General features: G+C 43.8%; 16 protein-coding genes. 5 read left to right on the top strand and 11 right to left on the bottom strand.

Annotated elements, in window-relative coordinates:
- Positions 1 to 65 precede the first annotated feature (65 nt).
- The 5 genes from DW033_RS17060 to DW033_RS17040 form a co-directional block, all read right to left on the bottom strand.
- On the bottom strand, positions 66 to 1,082 hold the full coding sequence (locus tag DW033_RS17060) for a S41 family peptidase (protein WP_122268020.1): 1,017 nt from the start codon (positions 1,080 to 1,082) through the stop codon (positions 66 to 68).
- An 11-nt stretch (positions 1,083 to 1,093) separates the two neighbouring features.
- Positions 1,094 to 1,963: a DUF3316 domain-containing protein gene (locus DW033_RS17055; protein ID WP_122297303.1), complete on the bottom strand. Its 870-nt coding sequence runs from the start codon at positions 1,961 to 1,963 to the stop codon at positions 1,094 to 1,096.
- Between the two features lie 3 nt (positions 1,964 to 1,966).
- Complete coding sequence (locus DW033_RS17050; protein ID WP_009016618.1) at positions 1,967 to 4,702, bottom strand: DNA gyrase/topoisomerase IV subunit A; 2,736 nt, start codon at positions 4,700 to 4,702, stop codon at positions 1,967 to 1,969.
- 67 nt (positions 4,703 to 4,769) lie between these two features.
- The gene (locus DW033_RS17045; RefSeq protein WP_048927020.1) at positions 4,770 to 5,147 is read right to left on the bottom strand and encodes a DUF86 domain-containing protein; all 378 of its coding nucleotides are present in this window, start codon (positions 5,145 to 5,147) and stop codon (positions 4,770 to 4,772) included.
- A complete protein-coding gene (locus DW033_RS17040; protein WP_048927214.1) occupies positions 5,131 to 5,424 on the bottom strand; it encodes a nucleotidyltransferase family protein in 294 nt (97 codons plus the stop codon). The genes DW033_RS17045 and DW033_RS17040 overlap by 17 nt, the downstream gene beginning before the upstream one ends.
- Positions 5,425 to 5,581: 157 nt before the next feature.
- Here DW033_RS17040 and DW033_RS17035 point away from each other — a divergent pair, with 157 nt between their 5' ends.
- Both DW033_RS17035 and DW033_RS24975 read left to right on the top strand, forming a co-directional pair.
- On the top strand, positions 5,582 to 6,349 hold the full coding sequence (locus DW033_RS17035) for a porin family protein (RefSeq protein ID WP_044545853.1): 768 nt from the start codon (positions 5,582 to 5,584) through the stop codon (positions 6,347 to 6,349).
- Between the two features lie 121 nt (positions 6,350 to 6,470).
- Positions 6,471 to 7,271, top strand: a complete 801-nt coding sequence (locus DW033_RS24975) for a hypothetical protein (protein ID WP_233523663.1) — start codon at positions 6,471 to 6,473, stop codon at positions 7,269 to 7,271.
- Positions 7,272 to 7,968: 697 nt separating this feature from the next.
- On the opposite strand, the gene DW033_RS17025 is transcribed toward DW033_RS24975, so the two are convergent.
- Positions 7,969 to 9,405, bottom strand: a complete 1,437-nt coding sequence (locus tag DW033_RS17025; RefSeq protein ID WP_121961186.1) for a Gfo/Idh/MocA family oxidoreductase — start codon at positions 9,403 to 9,405, stop codon at positions 7,969 to 7,971.
- Between the two features lie 207 nt (positions 9,406 to 9,612).
- Here DW033_RS17025 and DW033_RS17020 point away from each other — a divergent pair, with 207 nt between their 5' ends.
- Positions 9,613 to 11,157 (top strand): glycine--tRNA ligase, encoded by a 1,545-nt coding sequence (locus tag DW033_RS17020; RefSeq protein WP_044545906.1) that lies wholly within the window; start codon positions 9,613 to 9,615, stop codon positions 11,155 to 11,157.
- Between the two features lie 4 nt (positions 11,158 to 11,161).
- Positions 11,162 to 11,680, top strand: coding sequence for an FKBP-type peptidyl-prolyl cis-trans isomerase (locus tag DW033_RS17015; protein ID WP_057326093.1), 519 nt, complete (start codon positions 11,162 to 11,164; stop codon positions 11,678 to 11,680).
- 337 nt (positions 11,681 to 12,017) lie between these two features.
- Here the strand turns inward: DW033_RS17015 and DW033_RS17010 are convergent, their stop codons facing one another.
- Both DW033_RS17010 and DW033_RS17005 read right to left on the bottom strand, forming a co-directional pair.
- Complete coding sequence (locus tag DW033_RS17010) at positions 12,018 to 12,812, bottom strand: LytTR family DNA-binding domain-containing protein (protein ID WP_009016614.1); 795 nt, start codon at positions 12,810 to 12,812, stop codon at positions 12,018 to 12,020.
- A 7-nt stretch (positions 12,813 to 12,819) separates the two neighbouring features.
- A complete protein-coding gene (locus DW033_RS17005) occupies positions 12,820 to 13,587 on the bottom strand; it encodes a LiaI-LiaF-like domain-containing protein (RefSeq protein ID WP_121961190.1) in 768 nt (255 codons plus the stop codon).
- A 239-nt stretch (positions 13,588 to 13,826) separates the two neighbouring features.
- On the opposite strand from DW033_RS17005, the gene DW033_RS17000 reads away from it, so the two are divergent.
- On the top strand, positions 13,827 to 16,964 hold the full coding sequence (locus DW033_RS17000) for an ATP-binding protein (RefSeq protein WP_122382969.1): 3,138 nt from the start codon (positions 13,827 to 13,829) through the stop codon (positions 16,962 to 16,964).
- 205 nt (positions 16,965 to 17,169) lie between these two features.
- Here DW033_RS17000 and DW033_RS16995 read toward each other — a convergent pair whose 3' ends face one another.
- The 3 genes from DW033_RS16995 to DW033_RS16985 form a co-directional block, all read right to left on the bottom strand.
- Complete coding sequence (locus DW033_RS16995) at positions 17,170 to 18,402, bottom strand: glycosyltransferase (RefSeq protein WP_036616340.1); 1,233 nt, start codon at positions 18,400 to 18,402, stop codon at positions 17,170 to 17,172.
- A 33-nt stretch (positions 18,403 to 18,435) separates the two neighbouring features.
- Entirely contained in the window at positions 18,436 to 19,647 is a 1,212-nt protein-coding gene (locus DW033_RS16990; RefSeq protein ID WP_121961183.1) for a radical SAM protein, read from the bottom strand.
- A gap of 422 nt (positions 19,648 to 20,069) precedes the next feature.
- A complete protein-coding gene (locus DW033_RS16985; RefSeq protein ID WP_005859980.1) occupies positions 20,070 to 20,825 on the bottom strand; it encodes a succinate dehydrogenase/fumarate reductase iron-sulfur subunit in 756 nt (251 codons plus the stop codon).
- Between the last annotated feature and the right edge of the window lie 11 nt (positions 20,826 to 20,836).

Raw genomic sequence — 20,836 nt, 5'->3', positions numbered from 1 at the left:
TCGTGTGCAAAGGTAATGCTTTTTTATAAACTTGCAAATATTTGCGTTGTTTTTTTAGCGAAACCTTATTTCTTCTCGGTCTCGGACAAGAGGTGGGTGATCGCCGCCTCGATAATCGTATCTTTACCTTTCTCGATATCTTCTTGGGTCATAGAAACCTTATATGTAGGATCGATACCGAATTCCGTATGCTGTTTGTTTACATCCAGCATGGGAGACGCGGAGAAACGGACACCCCAGCCGTTGGGCAACTCGGAGTTGAAGGGGAAACCACTACCGCCTCCGGTGCGATCTCCCATCGTCGTTACATAAGGCATCATGCGTACTTTCTGCACGAAATCGTTGGCGGCGCTGTAGCAATGACGATTCGTTAAGACCACGACAGGACGTAACCAGCGGATACGCTCGGAAGGTGAGAGATAAAGGGGATAAGGTTCGGAAAAGTCATCGTGCCCTTTACCCGTCTTATGTTGGATATAGCCGGTCAGTATCTTTTCCTCCAAGAAACGAGAAGCGATGCGATCGGCGTTTGATAACATGCCACCGCCATTATCCCGGATATCGAAGATCAAACCTTTGCAATCCTTGAATTGATAGAATATGTGATCCAAGCCGCTTTCACCGGCCGAACTGGAAAAGCTACCGTAGTAAATATACCCGATCTGACCGTCACTCAATGTCGTGTATTTAAGTCCTCCGGCGATCGAGTAGTCCCTTCCGAGATAATTCTCTTGTATGTCTGAGTCGAAATTATCCGGATAATCGAGGTACCAATCCCAATAGCGGGACATATTGAAGGTGGATATCAAATTGGTATGCCCGTCTTTCAGCTCGTTTAGCATATCGCCTAATACGTCAAATAGGACGTATTGGTTCATCGTATCGCTTATCTGCGTCTTATAACGGTCGTGAACCTCGTTCCAATCAATGTCCTTGTATTCGAAGAAGCAGTAATTCTCATCCAATATTTTCCAAAGCGCCTCAAAGTTCTCCTGTGGGGAGGCCACGTATTCGTCCGATTTCTCACATCCGGTAAACAGGAATCCGAGAGATATACATATATATATAAGGTATCGTTTCATTTGATTTCCTTTTAATAATAAGCGCTTCTGAACCGCTGGGTATTCTTTAGGCGTTTTCCTCCGAAAGAGATGAATTCTTTCACGAGGCCGATCATAAAAGAGTGAGAGATTATATGAGACTGTATCCCATTGATATCCGTACGGTAAGAGCTGTTTAGGTAACCTGCCCGTATCGTAAAATTACAAACCGGGAAATCGACCGTGAAAAAGTTCTTCATGGCGAATTTATTATGGAAGGAATTGAATTGCACCACTCCCGAAGCATTCCCTAGGTTGAAGATCTCGTAATACGATTGCCCGTAATGGGGGGAGAATAAAACACCGGCGAAGGGGATCGTGAACTGGTAGCGCAGCGTCATAGGATATTCCTTGACGCATAACTTATAGATCGCCATGGCAGAGATGTTCAAATCGATATCCGCTTTCGCCGAGGCCGGGTTATTTCCGTTGCGGGTATTGTATATAAAACCACCCATGCCATGCACGGCACCACCCGCCAGAAGCTTTAAATCCGGCAATACCGTGGGCAAATGATAATGGTAACCCAACGTATAATCGATAAAGCCCGCGAAATCCGTAGCGGTAGAGGCAGCATTATCCGTGCTAGCCAGATCGACGCTTATGATTTGCTGTCTGGATACCCGATAGTTTGCCAGTCGGACCCTCTTCATCCGTTCATTCATTACCCGTAATCCGGGGCCTGTATATTTCTTATCTTCCATGCTGGGAGATAAATAGGTGTCCATTAGGTTGTAGCTTCCTATACCGACCATGGTTCCGCTGTTGATAGACCAAGGGATCTCGTCTCCATCGGACTGGGCCTTGGCCGGTGACGCGAGAAACAGCAGGAACAAACCAATCAAACAGGTGATAGTTTTCATAGGTTATTCGTCAAACAATTTCATCTGTCCCGTAATTTCATCGATAATATCCGTGGTACTCTGCCCGTCGTCAGTGTCGTTTCCCTCCTCATTGCCTTCGGTATCGTCTGATTCCGATGCGTTTTCGGAAGGGACGAAGCGATTCGGTTCCAGCTCATTGATTGTCTCGACCTCAAATGTAGAGATTCGTTTACCTTTGGCTTTGAAGCCTTTCACCGCGATAAATTCGTCGGCATCGAGGACGAGAGCCTCCCGGAAGGCGTCGTGGCCTCCGAAGATCACCTCGATACGAGGATAGACCTCATCCGTAAGCAACATCAAGCGGTTCTTCGGATTCTCTCCTAGGAAATTCTGCTTCCGGGTGTTTACCTCCAGCAGGAATCGTTTGATATAATAATATTTCTGATCCGCGTCGTATAATACGGCAGTCCATATCTTGCTCGGCTGGTATTTCTCGATGACCATGATATTGGACTCGTAGTGATTGCTAAGGTCAAAATTCGTGACGTAGAAATCGCCGTTCGGCAGGATCACCAATATCTGATCGTTGCTATGGAACTCGCCTAGCTCTTCTCCCCGCCCATCGTAATTTAACCGGAGTACGTCCCAGTCGAACCATACTTCCCGGCCTCCCAAGGTGGAAGAGCCTTTCTGCTTGAGGCTGATCTTGTGCACTTCCGCTTTCGTCAGGATATTACCTTGAGAACCCCGTCCCTTAATGGCTATCTCGCTGAAGTTCTTTTCGAAGACGAGTAGTTTCTGCCGGGGTTTGGGTTTCAGGATTACCTTGACGGTCTCCGCCTCTCCGTTCGGGTTTGCGCTGAAGTAAAGGACACGGGAGTTTTCCGTACCTTTGGTCAGGTCGTATTCCCGATCGCGTGTAGCGCCTGTGACGGCGAAGCGTTTGATGTAATTATATCCGAACTTACCGTCCCGGTATATGACGTTGTAAATCGTCCGGTTGTCGTTACGCTTAAATACGTTGACATATAGAATATCCTTACCGATAAAGATCTTATCCGCTACCTTGACGATCTTATAAGTACCGTTGCGATAGAAGATAATGACATCGTCTATATCCGAGCAGTTACATATGAACTCGTCCTTTTTCAGTCCCATGCCGATGAAACCTTCTTGACGGTTGATATACAATTTCTCGTTCGCCTCTACGACCTTGGTCGCCTCGATCGTGTCGAAATTGCGTATCACGGTATGGCGAGGGTAAGCCTTGCCGTATTTCTCTTTCAGCATGGTAAACCAATCGATGGTATAGTCGACGATATGTTCCAGCTTATCGTTGATCTTGGCGATTTGTTCCAAGGTCTGGGCAATGAACTCGTTACTCTTGTCGGAGTTGAACTTTAAGATACGTCCCATCTTGATCTCCATGAGTTTCAGTATATCGTCCCGGGTAACCTCACGGATAAATCGGGGCTTGAACGGCTCTAAACGAAGGTCGATATGGGATATCGCCTCGTCCATGTTCTTGGCGTTCTCGAATTCCGGGTCTTTATAAATACGTTCCTCGATAAATATCTTTTCAAGGGAGGCGAAGAACAGGGCCTCCTCTTGCTCTTGTTTCTGGATCTTGAGCTCTTCCCGTAAAAGCTCCAGCGTACGATCCGTAGAGTGGCGAAGCACATCGCTGACCGTAAGGAAATGCGGCTTGTCCTCCTTGATCACGCAACAGTTCGGGGAGATACTGATCTCACAATCCGTAAAGGCGTATAAGGCATCGATGGTCTTGTCTGAAGAGACCCCCGGAGCGAGATGCACCAAGATCTCTACATCCTTGGCGGTATTATCGTCTACCTTCTTGATCTTGATCTTTCCTTTATCGTTCGCTTTTAGGATGGACTCGATCACGGTAGAGGTTGTTTTTCCATACGGGATCTCCGAGATCACCAATGTCTTATTATCGAGCTTGCCGATTTTTGCACGGACTTTCACCGATCCACCCCGTTCTCCATCATTATATTTGGCTATGTCGATAGAGCCTCCTGTCTGGAAATCCGGGTATAACGCGAATTCCTCTCCCCGTAGATAGGCGATGGAAGCATCTAATAACTCATTGAAATTATGAGGGAGTATCTTGGAAGACAGGCCTACGGCGATACCTTCCACGCCCTGTGCCAGCAATAAAGGGAATTTTACCGGTAAGGTAACCGGTTCCTTATTACGTCCGTCGTAAGAAAGCTGCCAAAGGGTTGTCTTGGGATTGAATACGGTCTCCAAGGCAAACTTGGAAAGGCGAGCCTCTATATAACGAGGAGCGGCGGCTCCGTCTCCCGTCAGGATATTACCCCAGTTTCCTTGGCAATCGATCAACAGATCCTTTTGTCCCAATTGCACCAAGGCATCTCCGATAGAGGCGTCTCCGTGAGGGTGGAACTGCATCGTATGACCTACGATATTCGCGACCTTGTTATACCGCCCGTCATCCAACCTCCTCATGGAGTGCAGGATACGTCGTTGTACGGGTTTCAGTCCATCGTTGATATGCGGAACGGCCCGTTCCAAGATCACATAAGAAGCGTAGTCTAGGAACCAGTTTTGGTACATCCCAGACAAATGATAGGTCGTGACACGTGTATCCCCTTTCCCCGGGACTTTATAGTCGGAATGGGTATTCGCCTCTTCCTCCGTAGTCTCGTTATCTTGGGTATCACTATTTATATCCTCAATTTCCTCGTTTTCCTTATCCTCGATATAATCGTCTTCTTTATCTTCCGGTCTCATAAAATCCAGTTCTTTCTACACAACGCTATTACGCCAAATTGCTAACAGGGTGTAAATATAGCAAATTCTATTCTATTTCTTTGATAATTTGGCTGACTGTAACTAATAATGGGGGTAGTTTATCTTTAATGACATCAAAAACGATTTCGGCATCGACACCATCATAATGATGAGAGATATAATCGCGCATTCTAAAAATATTTCGCCAAGGTATTTGTGGGTATTTAGAAAATAGTGTTCCATGGGTCTTATTATCAATGGATTTTAGGTTTTCACCGATGGTCTGTATTAACATACAAGCGGCATCTAGCTTTTCCATGCCGGACTCACTCAGCAGATAGTCATTTACGGAAAAGATCGGTTTATTTCTGCGTAAGACCGTTTCAATTGTAGATTGAACTCTATGAAGGATTTGCAGTATTTCTTGGTTAAGCAAATATTCCATCGCGTCGTATATTATTCATTAACAATTCATTCAAGTTTTGTCTTAAACGTAGTAGATCGATTTTATATCCGGTCAATTTTTCCAAATCTTCTTGAATATCACATAGAATATAGAAATTAGGAGTTTCTATCTCGACACAGATATCCAAATCGCTTGATTCTGTTTGTTCTCCTCTGGCAACGGAACCAAATACTCCCAATCGCTTTATACCATATTGGGAAGACATAGTCTTTTTGTATTCTTTGAGAATACTTATGATTTCATTTAATGTTTTCATGACCATGTAATTTATTGAGTAACAAATATAGTAAAAAAATTGATATATGCTATTTTAGGTATAAGGTAACTATAAAATTAGGTGTTGGAGTAGGGGTTTTTCAGAATCTTTTGTCTTATCAATAACAATTGATATTTACATATAAAAGAATAATGATATGAAGAAGCTGATTTTATTTGTGTTATGCGCTTTGAGCGGCTTGGTGGTGAGCGCTCAATCACGCTGGGGGATTACTCCGGAGGGTGGATTTGCTGCGGTTAATCGTGTTGGAATGGGATCTAGCTGGCGTGCGGGGGTTAAGGTAGGCGTTGGTGTATCTTACCAGTTTGAACCGGGATGGATTGGATTGAAATCCGGTTTATATTATGCGAATAGAGGGTATTCGTTGGGAGATTATCCGAGAACGACGGAGTCTGCCACGTATGTCTTGAAAGAGATGATGACCGGTGGTATCACGCAACATTTTTTGCAATTGCCCGTGATGGCTGATTTCTCATGGAAAGTGTCGAAAGAGGTACGTATGCATTTAGCGGTCGGTATGTATGCCGGTGTATCTGTCAAGAATGATACGAATTGGGGATCTTCGTTTACGATGGGGTATTCGAAGGAGCCGCAGGCGCTTGGTAAATATGTCAAATCTACTGGCCTAGGGTATAGTTATGGTTATGGCCATTCGGGATATGATGAGGCTGAAAACGCCGATCATCCATTTCGAGACGTGAATTCTTTTGATTGGGGATTGACAACTTCTTTTGGTATAGAGGTGAATAACTGGGTGATGAATCTGGGATATGATCTCTCTCTAGGTGATGAGGGCGGTAACTATAAGATCGATGGCGATAATTTCTCTCTGTATGAGGTAAGAAGTGTCGGTGCCAATTACAATACGATGAGTCTGACGGTTGGGTATAAGTTCAAGCTTTAACAGCAAATCACTCATAGGATACGAATCTGACGAATATTCGGTGTCTTTTTTTAATAGATATGCAGCTTTTGAGATTGTTTGATCATCTATAACTTATAGAAACTTAAATAAATAAGATATTATGAGAATCATCAATCCGATAGGTGGGATCATCCTGCTTTTTGTCTTGCTGGGCACTCTGGGGTGTAGCGAGGACTCATTTCAAGATGAGGCTAAGCCGGTGATTTGTCCTAGTGTTGTTTATCCGGAGGGAGCTAAATTGGCACGAGTTTGGTACGGTGCGGGTATTTCCTCTCCTCAGAGTCTAGCGAAGGAATATGTGTACGATGAGTCGGGACGTATCTCCAAGGTATTACATCCATTGAATACGGAGGATGGAGAAGGATACTTGATTGGCTACGTTGAATATGTTTATGACGAGTGGGGTTTTTTGTCTAAAGAAGTTTACTTCAACAGAAACCTAGATCAGACGTATCATAATTTGTCTACGCTTCATTATAAGTATGATGAACAAGGCCGGAAAATAAAGGAGATTACTGAATATCCGGTTATTGGCAAGAGCAAGGTGACAGTCTTTTCTTATAAGAATAATCTTCTGGAACGGAAAGTTGAGTACGACGAACTCGGCCGGAAGCTTACTTATACGGACTATGAGTACGATGAGACAGGGTTGTTGACAAAAGAAACGATTCGTGATCCCGAAACGTCCGAGGTTTTCCGATATAGCGAGTACCGCAATGAGAACGGATTGAACATGGAGATCATGGTTTATGCCGACCTTCCGACAGAAAAAGAATCCATAGAGCTTCGTCGGATCACGAAGTCCTATGATCAGAATGGCAATCTGCTTCAATTAGTCTCTGAAGAATTGGCTTCTTCTAGCTCCCAGTCGAGTTTCTCGGAGTCCTATGAGTATATTTGAAGGCGTTCGTGATGACTTTATTCGATATGGAATGTCATCACGAATGTTTTTTCCTTCGTATAGGGTGCCTATTCGTCCAATCCTTGTTCGTTCGGATTTCCGGTCTTCATGAAATACCCTTATACAATAAGACCCCTTCCGTAGTTGTTCTCACTCCTTGTACTTTTCCTTCGGTAATTTGAAAATTCTTTTAGTTCTTATGGTTTTCTATATTTGCCATAAATATAACAAAAAATGCAGAGCGTAGCGTAGGGATTAAAAGCAAAAGTGGGTTTCTCTTAGAGGTAACAAAAGTTTCATACTGAGGAAACTTTAGTTTCCCTATAGAGAAACAAAAGTTTTCCGCTTATTAAACTTTTGTTTTCATATGGACAAACTTTTGTTTTTTAGTCTGAAAAACTACAAATAACTAGATGCTAATATTTTATATATGTTGAAAGGAGATTGGATAATGCTATATGGTGAGTGTAGAGGATCGTTGTGTTAGGTGAAGGAAAAGTGGTAAATGGCAGTAAATAGTGGTAGATAGAGCCAGATAATTGTAGATGTTTTTTATCTACCACCATGAACTAAATATCCTAAGGCCAGATGATTGCAGGGATAGTTGTAGATGTTGTAGCAAATAGGCTTATAAACTATATGAGAGAATTGAAAGTTAAAGCGATGAGCGAATAACTTTCAATTCTCCATGTTTCAATTAAATGGTATAATATTGTTCCCATCCTTTGCGAGGCGGTACTCCACATAGCATCTTATTCGCTTCCGGATCGTTCGTGATCTGTTTCGTGTCACGATCGAAGACGAGCTTGCGGTTCAAGCGCTGGCTTAATACACCGAGACAGAATACTTGACTTAATGGGCCGGCGATAGAGAACGGTGAGCGGGTTTTATCCTTACCCATACAACTTAGCAGGAAGTTCGCGAAATGGTTTGAAGGGCTTTTCGGCACTTCCGGTAAGCGGGATTCCATCTCTTTCGCTTTCTCATCCGGGATGATAGATAAGGTACTTCCATGAGAACCACCCTTGAAGGTTAATTCTTTCGAGTAGATTTCCTTGCCCGGGTTCAACTTCGCCGGTTGTATCTTGCCGCCGGCTACGGTCGGGATATTCGGGTCAAGTTCGGAAACACCGTAACCTTCCGGGACGGAGGGGATATTGTCCAGTCCATCGTACCAAGTGATATCCACGGCCGGCATATTCCCTCTTTCCGGGAATTTAAACAGAAGGGTGGATGACATCGGGAAGAAGAACGGGTTATGGTCTTTCAAATAAAGCGGATTTATTTCTGTAGGCAATCCTAAATCTAGGAATTCATGTGCCGTATCCAAAATATGCGCTCCCCAGTCTCCTAAGACACCCATTCCGAAGTCGTACCAACAACGCCATTGTCCCAAATGGTAGTCATGGTTGTAATCATGATATTGAGCTACGCCGATCCATGTGTCCCAATCCATCGTCTCGGGAACCGGTTCTCCCATAGGCATATGCCTAATATTCGGGTTCCATCCGTGCCAGCGACGCGGATTATTCATATGGGCGGTAATGGCGGTAACATCCTTGATAATACCGGCCTCTTTCCATGCCTTGAATTGGAAATAGTTCGCCTCGGAATGTCCTTGGTTACCCATTTGGGTGACAACGCCGTATTTCTTCGCTCCACGCATCATGATCTCTATTTCTTGGAACGTGCGGGCCATCGGTTTCTCTACATATACATGTTTGCCGTGCGCCATCGCCTCGATCGTGATCGGGAAGTGGGAATGATCCGGCACGCCTACGCTTACGGCATCGATCTTGTCCGCCATCCGGTCGAACATCGTGCGGAAGTCTTGAAAACGGGCCGCTTTCGGGAACATGTTGATAATCTCTTGCGTGTGAGGGGCTCCCATGTCCACGTCGCAGAGAGCTACCACGTTACACAGACCTGTGTTATACAATTCCTTGGCGATCTCGCCCCCTCGTTGTCCGATGCCGATGAACGCGATGTTTACCCGGTCATTAGCGCTGATTAGCGGGGAAGTAGGTAGAACACGTCCGTGGGCGGGTGTCCAGAACGACGGGATGGCCGATACTGCCGATAAGGCTAGCGCTCGCTTAAGGAACGAGCGGCGTGAGATTTCTTCTGATTTCATGGTATTATCTTGTTTAAATTATACTGTTTGCGCAAACACTAATGATTTACGTCGTAAATATACAAAACTTTCTATAGTTACGGAAAAAATCATTTACTTTGTAACCTCATAAAGGAGACCATGTGCTAATGTGCCACTCAGGCGGGTCTCCGATGGACTTATCATTGGCACATTGGCATATTAACAAAATTGGCAAATTATTAGATTATGGCACAAGAAGATGTATTTAAGAAATTAGTTTCACACTGTAAGGAGTATGGTTTCGTATTTCCCTCCTCAGAGATTTATGACGGTTTGGGAGCGGTATACGATTATGGCCAGTATGGTGTTGAGTTAAAGAACAATATAAAGAAATATTGGTGGGATAGCATGACTTTGCTGCATGAGAATGTAGTGGGTATTGATTCCGCTATTTTTATGCACCCTACTATCTGGAAAGCTTCCGGCCATGTTGACGCTTTTAATGATCCGTTGATCGATAACAAGGACTCGAAGAAACGTTACCGTGCGGACGTTTTGATCGAGGACCATTTGGGCAAGATCGAGGAGAAAATGAATAAGGAAGTGGCGAAAGCCGCTAAGAAATTCGGGGAGTCTTTCGATGAGGCTAAATTCCGTGAGACGAATCCTCGTGTATTGGAGCATCAAGCAAAATGGAATGAGATCCATGAGCGTTATAGCAAGGCGATGAACGAGTCTAACTTCGAGGATCTTCGCCAATTGATCTTGGATTGCGAGATCGTTTGCCCGATTTCCGGAACTCGTAACTGGACGGAGGTTCGCCAGTTTAACTTGATGTTCTCTACGGATATGGGTTCTACCGCTGATGGAGCGACTAAGATTTATCTTCGTCCGGAGACGGCCCAAGGTATTTTCGTGAACTTCTTGAATGTGCAGAAGACTGGCCGTATGAAGATCCCGTTCGGTATCGCCCAGATCGGTAAGGCGTTCCGTAATGAGATCGTGGCTCGTCAGTTTATCTTCCGTATGCGTGAGTTCGAGCAAATGGAGATGCAATTCTTTGTTCGTCCGGGTGAGGAGATCGAGTGGTTCAAGAAATGGAAGTCTACTCGCTTGAAATGGCATCAAGCTCTTGGCTTGGGAGATCAGAAGTATCGTTATCACGATCATGAGAAGTTGGCTCACTACGCTAACGCGGCTACGGATATCGAGTTCGAGATGCCGTTCGGATTTAAGGAAGTGGAGGGTATACATAGTCGTACGAACTTCGACTTGAGTCAGCATGAGAAGTTTTCCGGTAAAAAGATCCAATATTTCGATCCGGAGTTGAACCAGAGTTACACTCCGTATGTAATCGAGACCTCGATCGGTGTAGACCGTGTGTTCTTGAGCATCATGGCGGGTTCTTACTGCGAGGAGACGTTGGCGAATGGCGAGAGCCGTGTGGTATTGAAGTTGCCCGCAGCCTTGGCTCCGATCAAGTTGGCCGTATTGCCATTGGTGAAGAAAGATGGCCTGCCCGAGAAAGCTGAGGAGATTATAAATATGTTGCGTTTCGACTTCCGTTGCCAATACGACGAGAAGGATTCTATTGGTAAGCGTTATCGCCGTCAAGATGCGATCGGTACCCCGTATTGTATTACGGTAGACCATGACACCTTGAAGGATAATTGCGTAACGATCCGTTTCCGTGACACGATGGAGCAAGAGCGCGTAAGCATCGATAAGCTTCACGATATTATCACGGAGAAGGTGAGCATGAAGAATTTATTGAAAAAGGTAATAGAGTAAACGAATGAAGAAGTACTGGCATATCGCGTTGATGTTGTTTTGCGTGCTCATGATCACCTCTTGTGGGGATGATGATGAGGCACTAGAGGTGGATGAGGTTTGGAAGGTCCAGAATGAGGAGGCTTTTCAAGCCCAGATGCTGGTTCCGGGTTTCGAGCAATTGAGTTCTCAAAGTAATGCCGGATTTATCCTTTACAAGGTCTTGAAGACTGGGGAGAGTAAGGAGCCGATTTATTATACGAGCAAGGTGGAATGTTATTATAAAGGCTCTTTTATAAATGGTGAAGTTTTTGATGATCGTTCTTTCGAGGCTGGAGAGCCTGCCGAGCTTACTGTTTCTGATATGGTAGATGGTTTTGCTACAGCGTTACAGAATATGCACCCAGGAGATCGTTGGGAGATTTGGATTCCTCAACAGATGGGATACGGTTCGGCTGGAAGGAGTGCTTCGGGAAGTGTCATAATAAAGCCTTATACGACTTTGATCTTTGATTTGGAAGTTACAAGGATTGTCAAAGAGTAGGTTCTTTCATTAAGAATAATTACGGCCGCCTCTTTTTAGGGGTGGCCGTTTTTTTATAGTTATATGTAAATCTAGGGAAGCAAACCTCTATAAACAATTAAAGCCTGTCTCACGACAAGCCCTAACCAAACTTTGTTAACCTTAAATCTAATACTATTATGAAAAAACCACGATGCAAAGATACGTTCGTCAAGACCATTTGTCAAGTCTTTTGCAACTAATATATGTTAAGTAACATATCGATGCTTGCAAAAAAGTGTTACACAACACAAAACTCTATATATTACAATCAAAATCTTCTAATTTTAACGATGATTAGGTCCCTTTTATAGGACTGCTAAAGGGAAAGACGTTCTTTGAGTAGCTTATAGCCAGCGCTACTGGCACGAAGATATGTTCCATCCTTTAATCGTACTTGATAGGTTTCTTTTCCGAATAGTTCTACTCGCAATATCTGTTCCGTATTAACGATATAAGAGCGGTGTATACGAACGAACTCCGGAGAAGGAAGGCTTCGCTCGAAATACTTCATGGTTTGCTCCTTTACGTGCTGACCGGAAGTGGTGAATAAGGTCACATAGTCGCCACATGCTTGCAAATAGAATATCTCTTTTATCGGGATGATATGAATACGTGCCCCGTCTTTTACGGATATACGATCTAGAATCTCCTCCGGAACGGTAGTCGGGGGAGGTGCCGTCTTTTCCTCCATTTGTCTCACGATAGGTTCCGCCTCACTCTTTCTTTCCCGACTGGCATACCATTGGGATAGAATGATCCATGCCATTAGGCCGAACAGGAATCGAAAAGGAATCGTGATCGAGAATTCCTCCCAATCTTCCAATCCGAATATTTGTAGCAAGATCGAGCATCCGGCTATGCAAGCGATTTGTACGAGTACGGCGAAAGCCACTCGTGCTTGCATGATATGTAACGTACATTGTACATACCAAAGATAATATCCCGCTACGGCGAACAATGCGATGGAAAGTAAGCTATCGACCAAAGTGATGCTCAACGGAAGATCGCCATAAAGAGTTAATAATGCGCATTGGATCGCTATGGCTAAAAGTAATAATAGGCTTCCCAGCCCTTTATGTAATATGGATGTTGTAATAGGATGTTCTTGCATGATGAGTTTAGTCTCTTAGTTCAAGGCCGCTGAACGACAAGTCTCCACATATATATAACGTGTGCGTCATGTCGGTTGTTTCTGTCAGGTCCCTCATGTCTTGGCATCCAGCCAAGAAGGAATCAACCTTTAGACGAACCAGCCATCCTTTAGGAACGTATATTACTACGCCGCTGAAGGAGCTATCTATGTTTATGATGGTTTCATCAGCCTCTAATGTTGTTTTTTTAAGATCGAGGATCACGTTGCCGAAAGATACGTCTATGTCCGCCCCCTTGAATACGGGGTCCAGTACGATGTACCTTACCGAGTTGAAAGTGGTGTCAACCGATACGAAACCGTTATCTGTCTCGTAGTTGATCTCATCGTTAGGCTTTCTGTGCCCGAAAGGGGGATGGTTAAAAGGACGTTTATGCTTTTTCGTGCGGATAGAATCTTTCCGCTTCAGCATGATGACCAATCCTAACAGGATTAATCCTAACGGCCAATATATACGTAAGAAATCGTTCGTGATCCAATTTAACTGCGGGAAAAGGAAATAGACTCCCACGCCCACGAGGAGCATACCTCCTACCGGATTACGGTGGAAAATCATAAAGATGCCCGACACGACAAGCAGCATCGGCCAAGATACAAGCAAGTCAAATAAAGATGGATCTATCATTCCTAGATTCCGCAGTAAAAATAATATACCGACAATGATAAATAAGGTAGCGATCAGATACCCGTTTGTCCTCTTCTCTTTAAAATCGATGTCATAATCTTTCATATCCATAAGTTCCATTTTTTTGTTTTTTATCAAATGTACGGGTTCGTCATTCTATACACAAGTAAATACCGCTGATTTCTATACGAGTATCGGTAAATAACCGAATAGTCCCGATTAAAAAAGCCTTTAGTTTGTAAGAAACGTGAATTTGACACCAAAACTTGATAAAAAAACGAGTTTGATAAGATTAGTTGATAATTAAGGAATATCTTTGTCTTTACAACTGCAATAGAGGAATGTAGGGAATGATACGAAATATTATAAATTTAAAGGCAATAATACTTTATTTTGGATTGATTTTATGCTTGATAGCCGGTATGCCGACTCTGGCTTATGGGAGTTCTTCATATCCGGTCAAGGAGGAATCGTATGTATTGGTGATAAATTCATATGTGGATGGCGAACGTTGGTCTGGTAATTTATTAAACATGATCTCGAAGTTCGCTACCCCGGAGGAGTACACTCTCCGGATAGATCATATAAGCGTGATGTTGGTTGATACGCCAGAGAAATTAAAAGAGAAACAAGAGGTCTTCTTTGAAGCTAACAAGAAGAAGCCGGATGGAATTATCTACTTAGGCGTAAATGGATGGGCTTTTATGCGGGATAAGATCCGGGAGAAATGGGGGGATATTCCCACTCTGGTCTGTTCGGAGACGGGGGAAATGGCAGAAAATGAATGTTATTTTAATCAGCGGCATTCCTCTGATAGGGTGATTCCTTTACAAGAGGCGGTTAAGGGGTATAACGCTACGGGATTGGTTATCCCTTATTATGTTAAAGGTTCGATCGACTTGGTGAAGGAATTAATCCCGGGTTTGAAACGTCTGATTTTCATATCCGACAGACGTTATGTCTCCACATGGCTCCGGGATGAGATGGAGAAACATATGGAAACTTCTTTCCCTGAGGGGAAAGTGGATTTTTATACGGAGGGTTCTTGCTCCATGGATAGTTTAATGGCGGTTCTGTCGGAGAAAGACCCACATCGAGCGACGGCCGTGATGTATTACTCGTGGATTACCGAGAAACCTTTCTTGAATCACTCGTTATTATATAGTACTTTGTATCAAGGTATAAACGGCATTTCTAGGCATCCTGTTTTTTCTTTATATGATATGGGCGTGGAAGAAGGATATACGATTGGTGGATATTATAATAGCGCTAAAACGATTGAGACTGCTCTAATTCCCTTGCTACAGCAAGTTTATAACGGTGAAGATATGGGCAAGATCCCGGTTTCAACGGTGGATGATCCTCATAAATACTTGAATTATGTTTCGCTGATGAGCGCGATGTCTAATGAAGATAATTTCCCACATGATGCGATCTATTTGAATGCGCCTCCCTCTTTTTTAGAAAAATATTGGATGCCGCTGTTAGGCTTTCTGATTTTCTTTCTGGTAGTCGTGTTTTTAGCGTGGCATTACGTGTATCGTTCTAAGCAAAAGATGAAGGAAGTGGAGTTGAGGCTATTATCCCGTTACCGTGATTTATTTAATAATATGCCATTGCCTTATATACGGCAGCGGCTGATTCGGGAAGGTACGCAAATCGATGTGCAGGTTTTGGATGTAAACCATGCTTTCGAGGAAAAAATCGCTCCTAAAGATTTCGTGGTAAATAAGCATGGAAAAGAGATCGCTAATTTAATTGGGGGAAGTTATCCTTTGCTTCTATCGGCTGTGCCTACAGTTCTGGAGAGTGGGAAATCCTTTACTTGTGAGTATTATTTTGAGCCGACAGGGCTTTACTATACGATTATCATCATGCCTACCTCGGAAGAGAATGTAGTTGATGCGTTTTTTATTGATATTACGGATATCCATAATTTCCAGACGCATTTGAAAGCCATGAATCATAAGCTGGCTATGGCGTTAGAGGCGGCAGATCTTTTACCGTGGCGATATAATCTGGCTGAAGGGAAGATTATCTATGAGTCGAAAGTACATCCGGGAGATAATATAGAGACAGCAGAGGTGCATACCCATGAGGTTTCGTTGAAGGAATATTTCAGCAAGATACACCCGTCTTTCAGGGCTTGCGTGGAAAAGGCTTTCGATGATTTGTGTAATGGGAAAATAAAGAAAGTACGAAAAGAATATTGTCTGGAGCGGTTGATTCCGGGAGAAGATCGCCATGAGTGGGAGGAGATACAGGTAATGGCTGAATATGATGCTTCCGGTAAACCGAAAGCGTTGATCGGGTCTACGATATCTATTACCGAGCGTAAGCAATTGGAACATGACCTTCGAATGGCTAGGGATAAGGCGGAGGAGTCGAATAAATTGAAATCAGCGTTTTTAGCAAATATGAGCCATGAGATACGTACACCGTTAAATGCGATAGTAGGTTTCTCTAATATCCTTGCCTCGACCGATGACCTTGAGGATAAGAAGGAATTCGCTGATATTATCGAGAATAATAATTCCCTATTGTTGCAGTTGATAAACGATATCTTGGATTTGTCAAAGATCGAGGCGGGTACCTTGGAGTTTACTTATGACTATGTGGATATTAACGCTGTATTGAGGGATTTGGAGCAATCGGCTCATTTGAAGAATAAGAATCCGGATGTACAGATCTCATTTAAGGATTATCTGGAGCCTTGCGTGATTTATACGGATCGAAATCGTCTGTCTCAACTGATGATCAATCTGTTGAACAATGCCATGAAATTTACGCTGGCAGGATCGATTTTATTTGGCTATAAGTTGAAGGATGATAATACGTTGTGGTTCTATGTAGAGGATACGGGCTGCGGAATCCCGGAGAATAAGCGGAAAGATATTTTCGGACGTTTTGTAAAACTGAATACTTTCGCTCAAGGAACAGGACTGGGTTTAAGCATCTGTGAGATGATTGTTACCCAGATGAAAGGAACGATCGGGGTTGATTCTATGGAAGGGAAAGGCTCTAAGTTCTGGTTTACATTGCCTTTTCAGCCGAAGAAAGAATTATTTCCTAGTGAAGAGCAGAAGCCTGTTACTTTGGAGAAGATCGCCCGAAGTGAGGTTACGATCTTGATCGCTGAGGACAATTCCAGTAATTATCGCCTGTTTGAGTCTATATTGAAGCCTGAATATAAATTGATTCATGCATGGAATGGAAAGGAGGCTGTGGAGCTATTTCATCAGCACAAACCGCAGTTGATCTTGATGGATATAAAGATGCCGGTCATGGATGGATACGAGGCTACCGCAGAGATTCGTAAGGTTTCTGCTAGCGTGCCTATTATTGCGGTGACGGCTTATGCTTTCGCCCAAGATGAGCAACGGATCATTAATAGTGGATTTGATGCCTATACGGCGAAACCGATTAATGGGAAGATCTTAAAAGACAAGATATCAACTTTATTGACGCATCGGATTATTCTGATGTAATCGAAGGGCTTTGCGGGAAGCAGACCTTATAAAACAATTAAAGCCTGTCTCACGACAAGCCCTAACCAAACTTTGTTAACCTTAAATCTAATACTATTATGAAAAAACCACTATGCAAATATACGGAGTTACCGCTATTTGTCAATAGTTTAAGTGCTAAATTGTGTTTTGTAACATGTAATAAAATCTAATAGGAACTTATGCCTCATTGAAATCTTTCGATAGAGTCGCATATATTCTTTATACCTCCCTCTTTTTGGATCATCTCGCCTATATGAGCGGCATTTTTCTTATAAAGCGGATTGGTGACCAGATCACAAACCTTGCGTTCGATCTCCTGCTCGCTCGCTTTCGCTATCTTAACCCCTTCCGGCCCTAACCCTAATTGGTGGATTCGATAGGACCAATAGGGTTGATCGATAATCAACGGAGTGATTAATTGGGGCTTTCCCGCCCTTCCTACGCTATGGGTCGTGCCGCAACCTCCATGATGGATAACGCCGTCGCAGTGCGGAAATATCAAATTATGCGGAACCGGCTGCTTCATTAAGAATAAATGTTTATCCGCTTGTAAGGTGATTCCTGTCTTTGCCCAACCGGAACCGATGATGAGCCGATAATCATGTTTCTTGCAAATATCGACCAAGGCTTTGCTGAAACGGTTACCATCCTTGGAACTACAACTCCCGAGGGTAAAAAAGATAATAGGGCTTTGAGCGCTGTCGACGAATGATATCATTTCCTCGTAAGCCTTCTCATCATATTGAAAAGTGTCATTGAAGCAATAGCCTCCGATCGACCATTCGAACGTCCAGTCCGGATCTACGTTTCCTAGGTGCTGGCTGAAAAGCAAGTAATTATATGAACGCTCTCCCGCGTGATAGCCAAAATTGCGGATCGGAGCGAGTCCGTATTTAGCCCGGTTCTTATTGATCGTGTCTTTGACCATGAAATTGGTCATCCGGTTCATCAACTTCCATAGGATAGCGGGAGTGATGATCGGGTTGGGTTTGGGAAATGGCAATACGGCCGGGGGAATCTTCTTACCCGGCAAGAACGGGGCGTAGGCGGTACGTATCAAGGGTTTCTTGCAATACTCGGCGATACTTGCGACAGCAAATTCCGAGTTGGTCGATACTAAAATATCATGCTCTTTTAGTAGGGGAATCAATTGATCGAACTGTTTATCGATCACGTTCCGCATCCATTTAAGGAATGGCCGGAATTTATGTGAGTTTTGCGCTGCGCTATCGATCATGCCGCCGATATCGTCAAACTGTTGCAATACGTATTTAAATCCGTAGGGTTTAACGGTCTCCTCGAATATTTGAGGGAGATTGATGGTCACCTCATGACCGCGTCTTTCCAATTCGGCCGCTATGGCCAAATAAGGAAGGACGTCGCCTTGTGAGCCTCTGGTTACTAATAGTATTTTCATGCTACGTTTATTTATGGGCTATGAGGGTCTTGTTTACCGGATATTCAGTTGACGCAAACGCTCGATGTCCAGATGGTATTTGGCTTCCATCGTTTGTAGTTTCTGCTCATTGATGGCTAAGGGATGATTCAATCGTTTCGTTTCCCGGTATCCTTTATATACGGAGCGAATCATCTTACGTGGATTGAAAATGACGGATGAGGTGATCCAGCAGCCGTGCGTACACCAACAGTTGGCTTTATACCCATGTCCGATAGCGGCTATTTCCAGTTTCATCGCTTCGCTATTCATCACTTTACTTATATCGCAACCATACTCTTTTATATTTCCGAGCGGTTCCCGTAACTCGCAGGCACGAAAACGTCCGTCGTAGTCGATTACCAAGGTAGTCTCTCCGGCCGTACAATCCATCCCCCAAGGGGTCGGGTGATCTATGTTGCTGGCACGCACATTATATAAGGTACGTATAAGGCCGAGATAGAAGAAGCGTGTGATCGGTCTCCTTAAGCCGGTGGTATCCGCTACCATCCGATCCGCATAAGCTGAATAGATAGGGGATATGTCATCTTGTATTTTGCGTAGCGTTGACTCGGTTAGGATTTTCACGCCATCGTCACGGGTCATGCCTCTGGCGGCCTCAATCGTATGTGTGGAGGTACGGAAACGTCCGTATACCCAAGTCATGAAGTCTTCTACCTGGTCTATATTGTATTTCGTGATAACGGTTGCTATATTTTTCAGGACCTTGCCGTCGTCTCCGAAATTCTCCTGTATCTTACGCAGGGTTTCCAGTGCCTTATAGAAGTTTCCCTGTACGCCTCTCTGTGTATCGTGGGTCGTACCGAAACCATCCAAGGAAAGGCTTACGTTAATATTACAATCCGGGCAGTTCTGGCGGAACCGTTTTACCCATTCGACGATCCGGTCTGGTTTTAAGCCGTTCGTAGGGATGTTCACATCTTTGATATGGTTGTTTTTGTAGAATAACTCCAATATTTCCGGTAGATCCTCACGCAGGGTAGGCTCACCCCCGGATATCCATAATCGGTTGAATTGCCCAACGGTTTCTGATATTTTCTTGATTTCATCGAAAGTGAGGTCGGGTTGCTTCTTATCCATTTCTTGGGCATAGAAGCACATCGCGCATTTGGCGTTGCATCGGCCTGTTACGAAAAGGAAGATCGACTCGAGTTTTCTTTCCGTGCTCATTGCCCTGAAAGAACTGGTGGTTCGTTTTTTGTCCATTTTATTTTTGTTTTACCATTTGTCTTATCTGGCGCATGATTTTTTCCTTGTGTTTGATCAACACCCGGAGAAAATAACATAAGAAGCCAAATAAAATACTTATTAGCATATACTATATGATCTTTAAAGGCAAAGATCGACGATAAAATGACGCTAAACAATCTCTATTTGCAGTATTTTGTGGTCCATGTTTAAAAGGTAGGTCTATAAACAATTAAAGCCTGTCTCACGACAAGCCCTAACCAAACTTTGTTAACCTTAAATCTAATACTATTATGAAAAAACCACGATGCAAATATACGGACTTTTCAATTCCTGTCAAGATCTGTAGTGCTAAATTATGTTTTTCAACATATAACAAAAATAAAAAGGCGCCTTTCTTTTAGAGAAAGACGCCTTTTCCATGATATACTAATCAAATATTAGTCTTGTAGCTTAGCGCAAATGAACTCACGGTTCAAACGAGCGATGTTACTAACGGAGATGTTCTTCGGACACTCCATCTCGCAAGCGCGTGTGTTCGTACAGTTACCGAAGCCAAGTTCATCCATTTTAGCGACCATTGCTTTCGCACGGCGGGCAGCCTCTACCTTACCTTGAGGTAATAAAGCCAACTGGCTAACTTTAGCGGATACGAACAACATAGCTGAACCGTTCTTACAAGCGGCGGCACAAGCGCCACAACCGATACAAGCGGCAGCGTCCATGGCTAAGTCTGCGTCCTTCTTTGGGATAGGTATCGCATTAGCGTCGGGTACACCACCTGTGTTGACAGATGTGAAACCACCCGCTTGGATGATTTTGTCGTAAGCGTAGCGGTCTACCATCAAGTCGCGGATAACAGGGAAACCTGCGGAACGCCACGGTTCGATCGTGATCGTCTCTCCATCGTGGAAACGACGCATATATAACTGGCAAGTCGTAGCTCCAGTTGCCGGTCCGTGCGGGTGTCCGTTTACATACAATGAACACATGCCACAGATACCCTCGCGGCAGTCGTGATCGAATACGATCGGTTCCTTACCCTCGTTGACCAACTGCTCGTTCAAGATATCCAACATTTCCAAGAAAGAGACACTCTGATTGATCTTCTCAATTTTGTATGTCTCGAACTGTCCTTTCTCCTTCGGACCTCTCTGACGCCAAACCTTAAGTGTTACACTTATATCTTTATCCATGATTCTAATTT

It is taken from the genome of Parabacteroides sp. AF39-10AC, from assembly GCF_003635405.1.
Taxonomy (GTDB): Bacteria; Bacteroidota; Bacteroidia; order Bacteroidales; family Tannerellaceae; genus Parabacteroides; species Parabacteroides distasonis.
This window is presented reverse-complemented; position numbering and strand designations above follow the sequence as displayed.

Excerpts from the sequence above, each read along its gene's own strand:
- DW033_RS17060 (WP_122268020.1), bottom strand. The coding sequence starts at position 1,082 with ATGAAACGATACCTTATATATATATGTATATCTCTCGGATTCCTGTTT.
- DW033_RS17055 (WP_122297303.1), bottom strand. The coding sequence starts at position 1,963 with ATGAAAACTATCACCTGTTTGATTGGTTTGTTCCTGCTGTTTCTCGCG.
- DW033_RS17050 (WP_009016618.1), bottom strand. The coding sequence starts at position 4,702 with ATGAGACCGGAAGATAAAGAAGACGATTATATCGAGGATAAGGAAAAC.
- DW033_RS17045 (WP_048927020.1), bottom strand. The coding sequence starts at position 5,147 with ATGGAATATTTGCTTAACCAAGAAATACTGCAAATCCTTCATAGAGTT.
- DW033_RS17040 (WP_048927214.1), bottom strand. The coding sequence starts at position 5,424 with ATGAAAACATTAAATGAAATCATAAGTATTCTCAAAGAATACAAAAAG.
- DW033_RS17035 (WP_044545853.1), top strand. The coding sequence starts at position 5,582 with ATGAAGAAGCTGATTTTATTTGTGTTATGCGCTTTGAGCGGCTTGGTG.
- DW033_RS24975 (WP_233523663.1), top strand. The coding sequence starts at position 6,471 with ATGAGAATCATCAATCCGATAGGTGGGATCATCCTGCTTTTTGTCTTG.
- DW033_RS17025 (WP_121961186.1), bottom strand. The coding sequence starts at position 9,405 with ATGAAATCAGAAGAAATCTCACGCCGCTCGTTCCTTAAGCGAGCGCTA.
- DW033_RS17020 (WP_044545906.1), top strand. The coding sequence starts at position 9,613 with ATGGCACAAGAAGATGTATTTAAGAAATTAGTTTCACACTGTAAGGAG.
- DW033_RS17015 (WP_057326093.1), top strand. The coding sequence starts at position 11,162 with ATGAAGAAGTACTGGCATATCGCGTTGATGTTGTTTTGCGTGCTCATG.
- DW033_RS17010 (WP_009016614.1), bottom strand. The coding sequence starts at position 12,812 with ATGCAAGAACATCCTATTACAACATCCATATTACATAAAGGGCTGGGA.
- DW033_RS17005 (WP_121961190.1), bottom strand. The coding sequence starts at position 13,587 with ATGGATATGAAAGATTATGACATCGATTTTAAAGAGAAGAGGACAAAC.
- DW033_RS17000 (WP_122382969.1), top strand. The coding sequence starts at position 13,827 with ATGATACGAAATATTATAAATTTAAAGGCAATAATACTTTATTTTGGA.
- DW033_RS16995 (WP_036616340.1), bottom strand. The coding sequence starts at position 18,402 with ATGAAAATACTATTAGTAACCAGAGGCTCACAAGGCGACGTCCTTCCT.
- DW033_RS16990 (WP_121961183.1), bottom strand. The coding sequence starts at position 19,647 with ATGGACAAAAAACGAACCACCAGTTCTTTCAGGGCAATGAGCACGGAA.
- DW033_RS16985 (WP_005859980.1), bottom strand. The coding sequence starts at position 20,825 with ATGGATAAAGATATAAGTGTAACACTTAAGGTTTGGCGTCAGAGAGGT.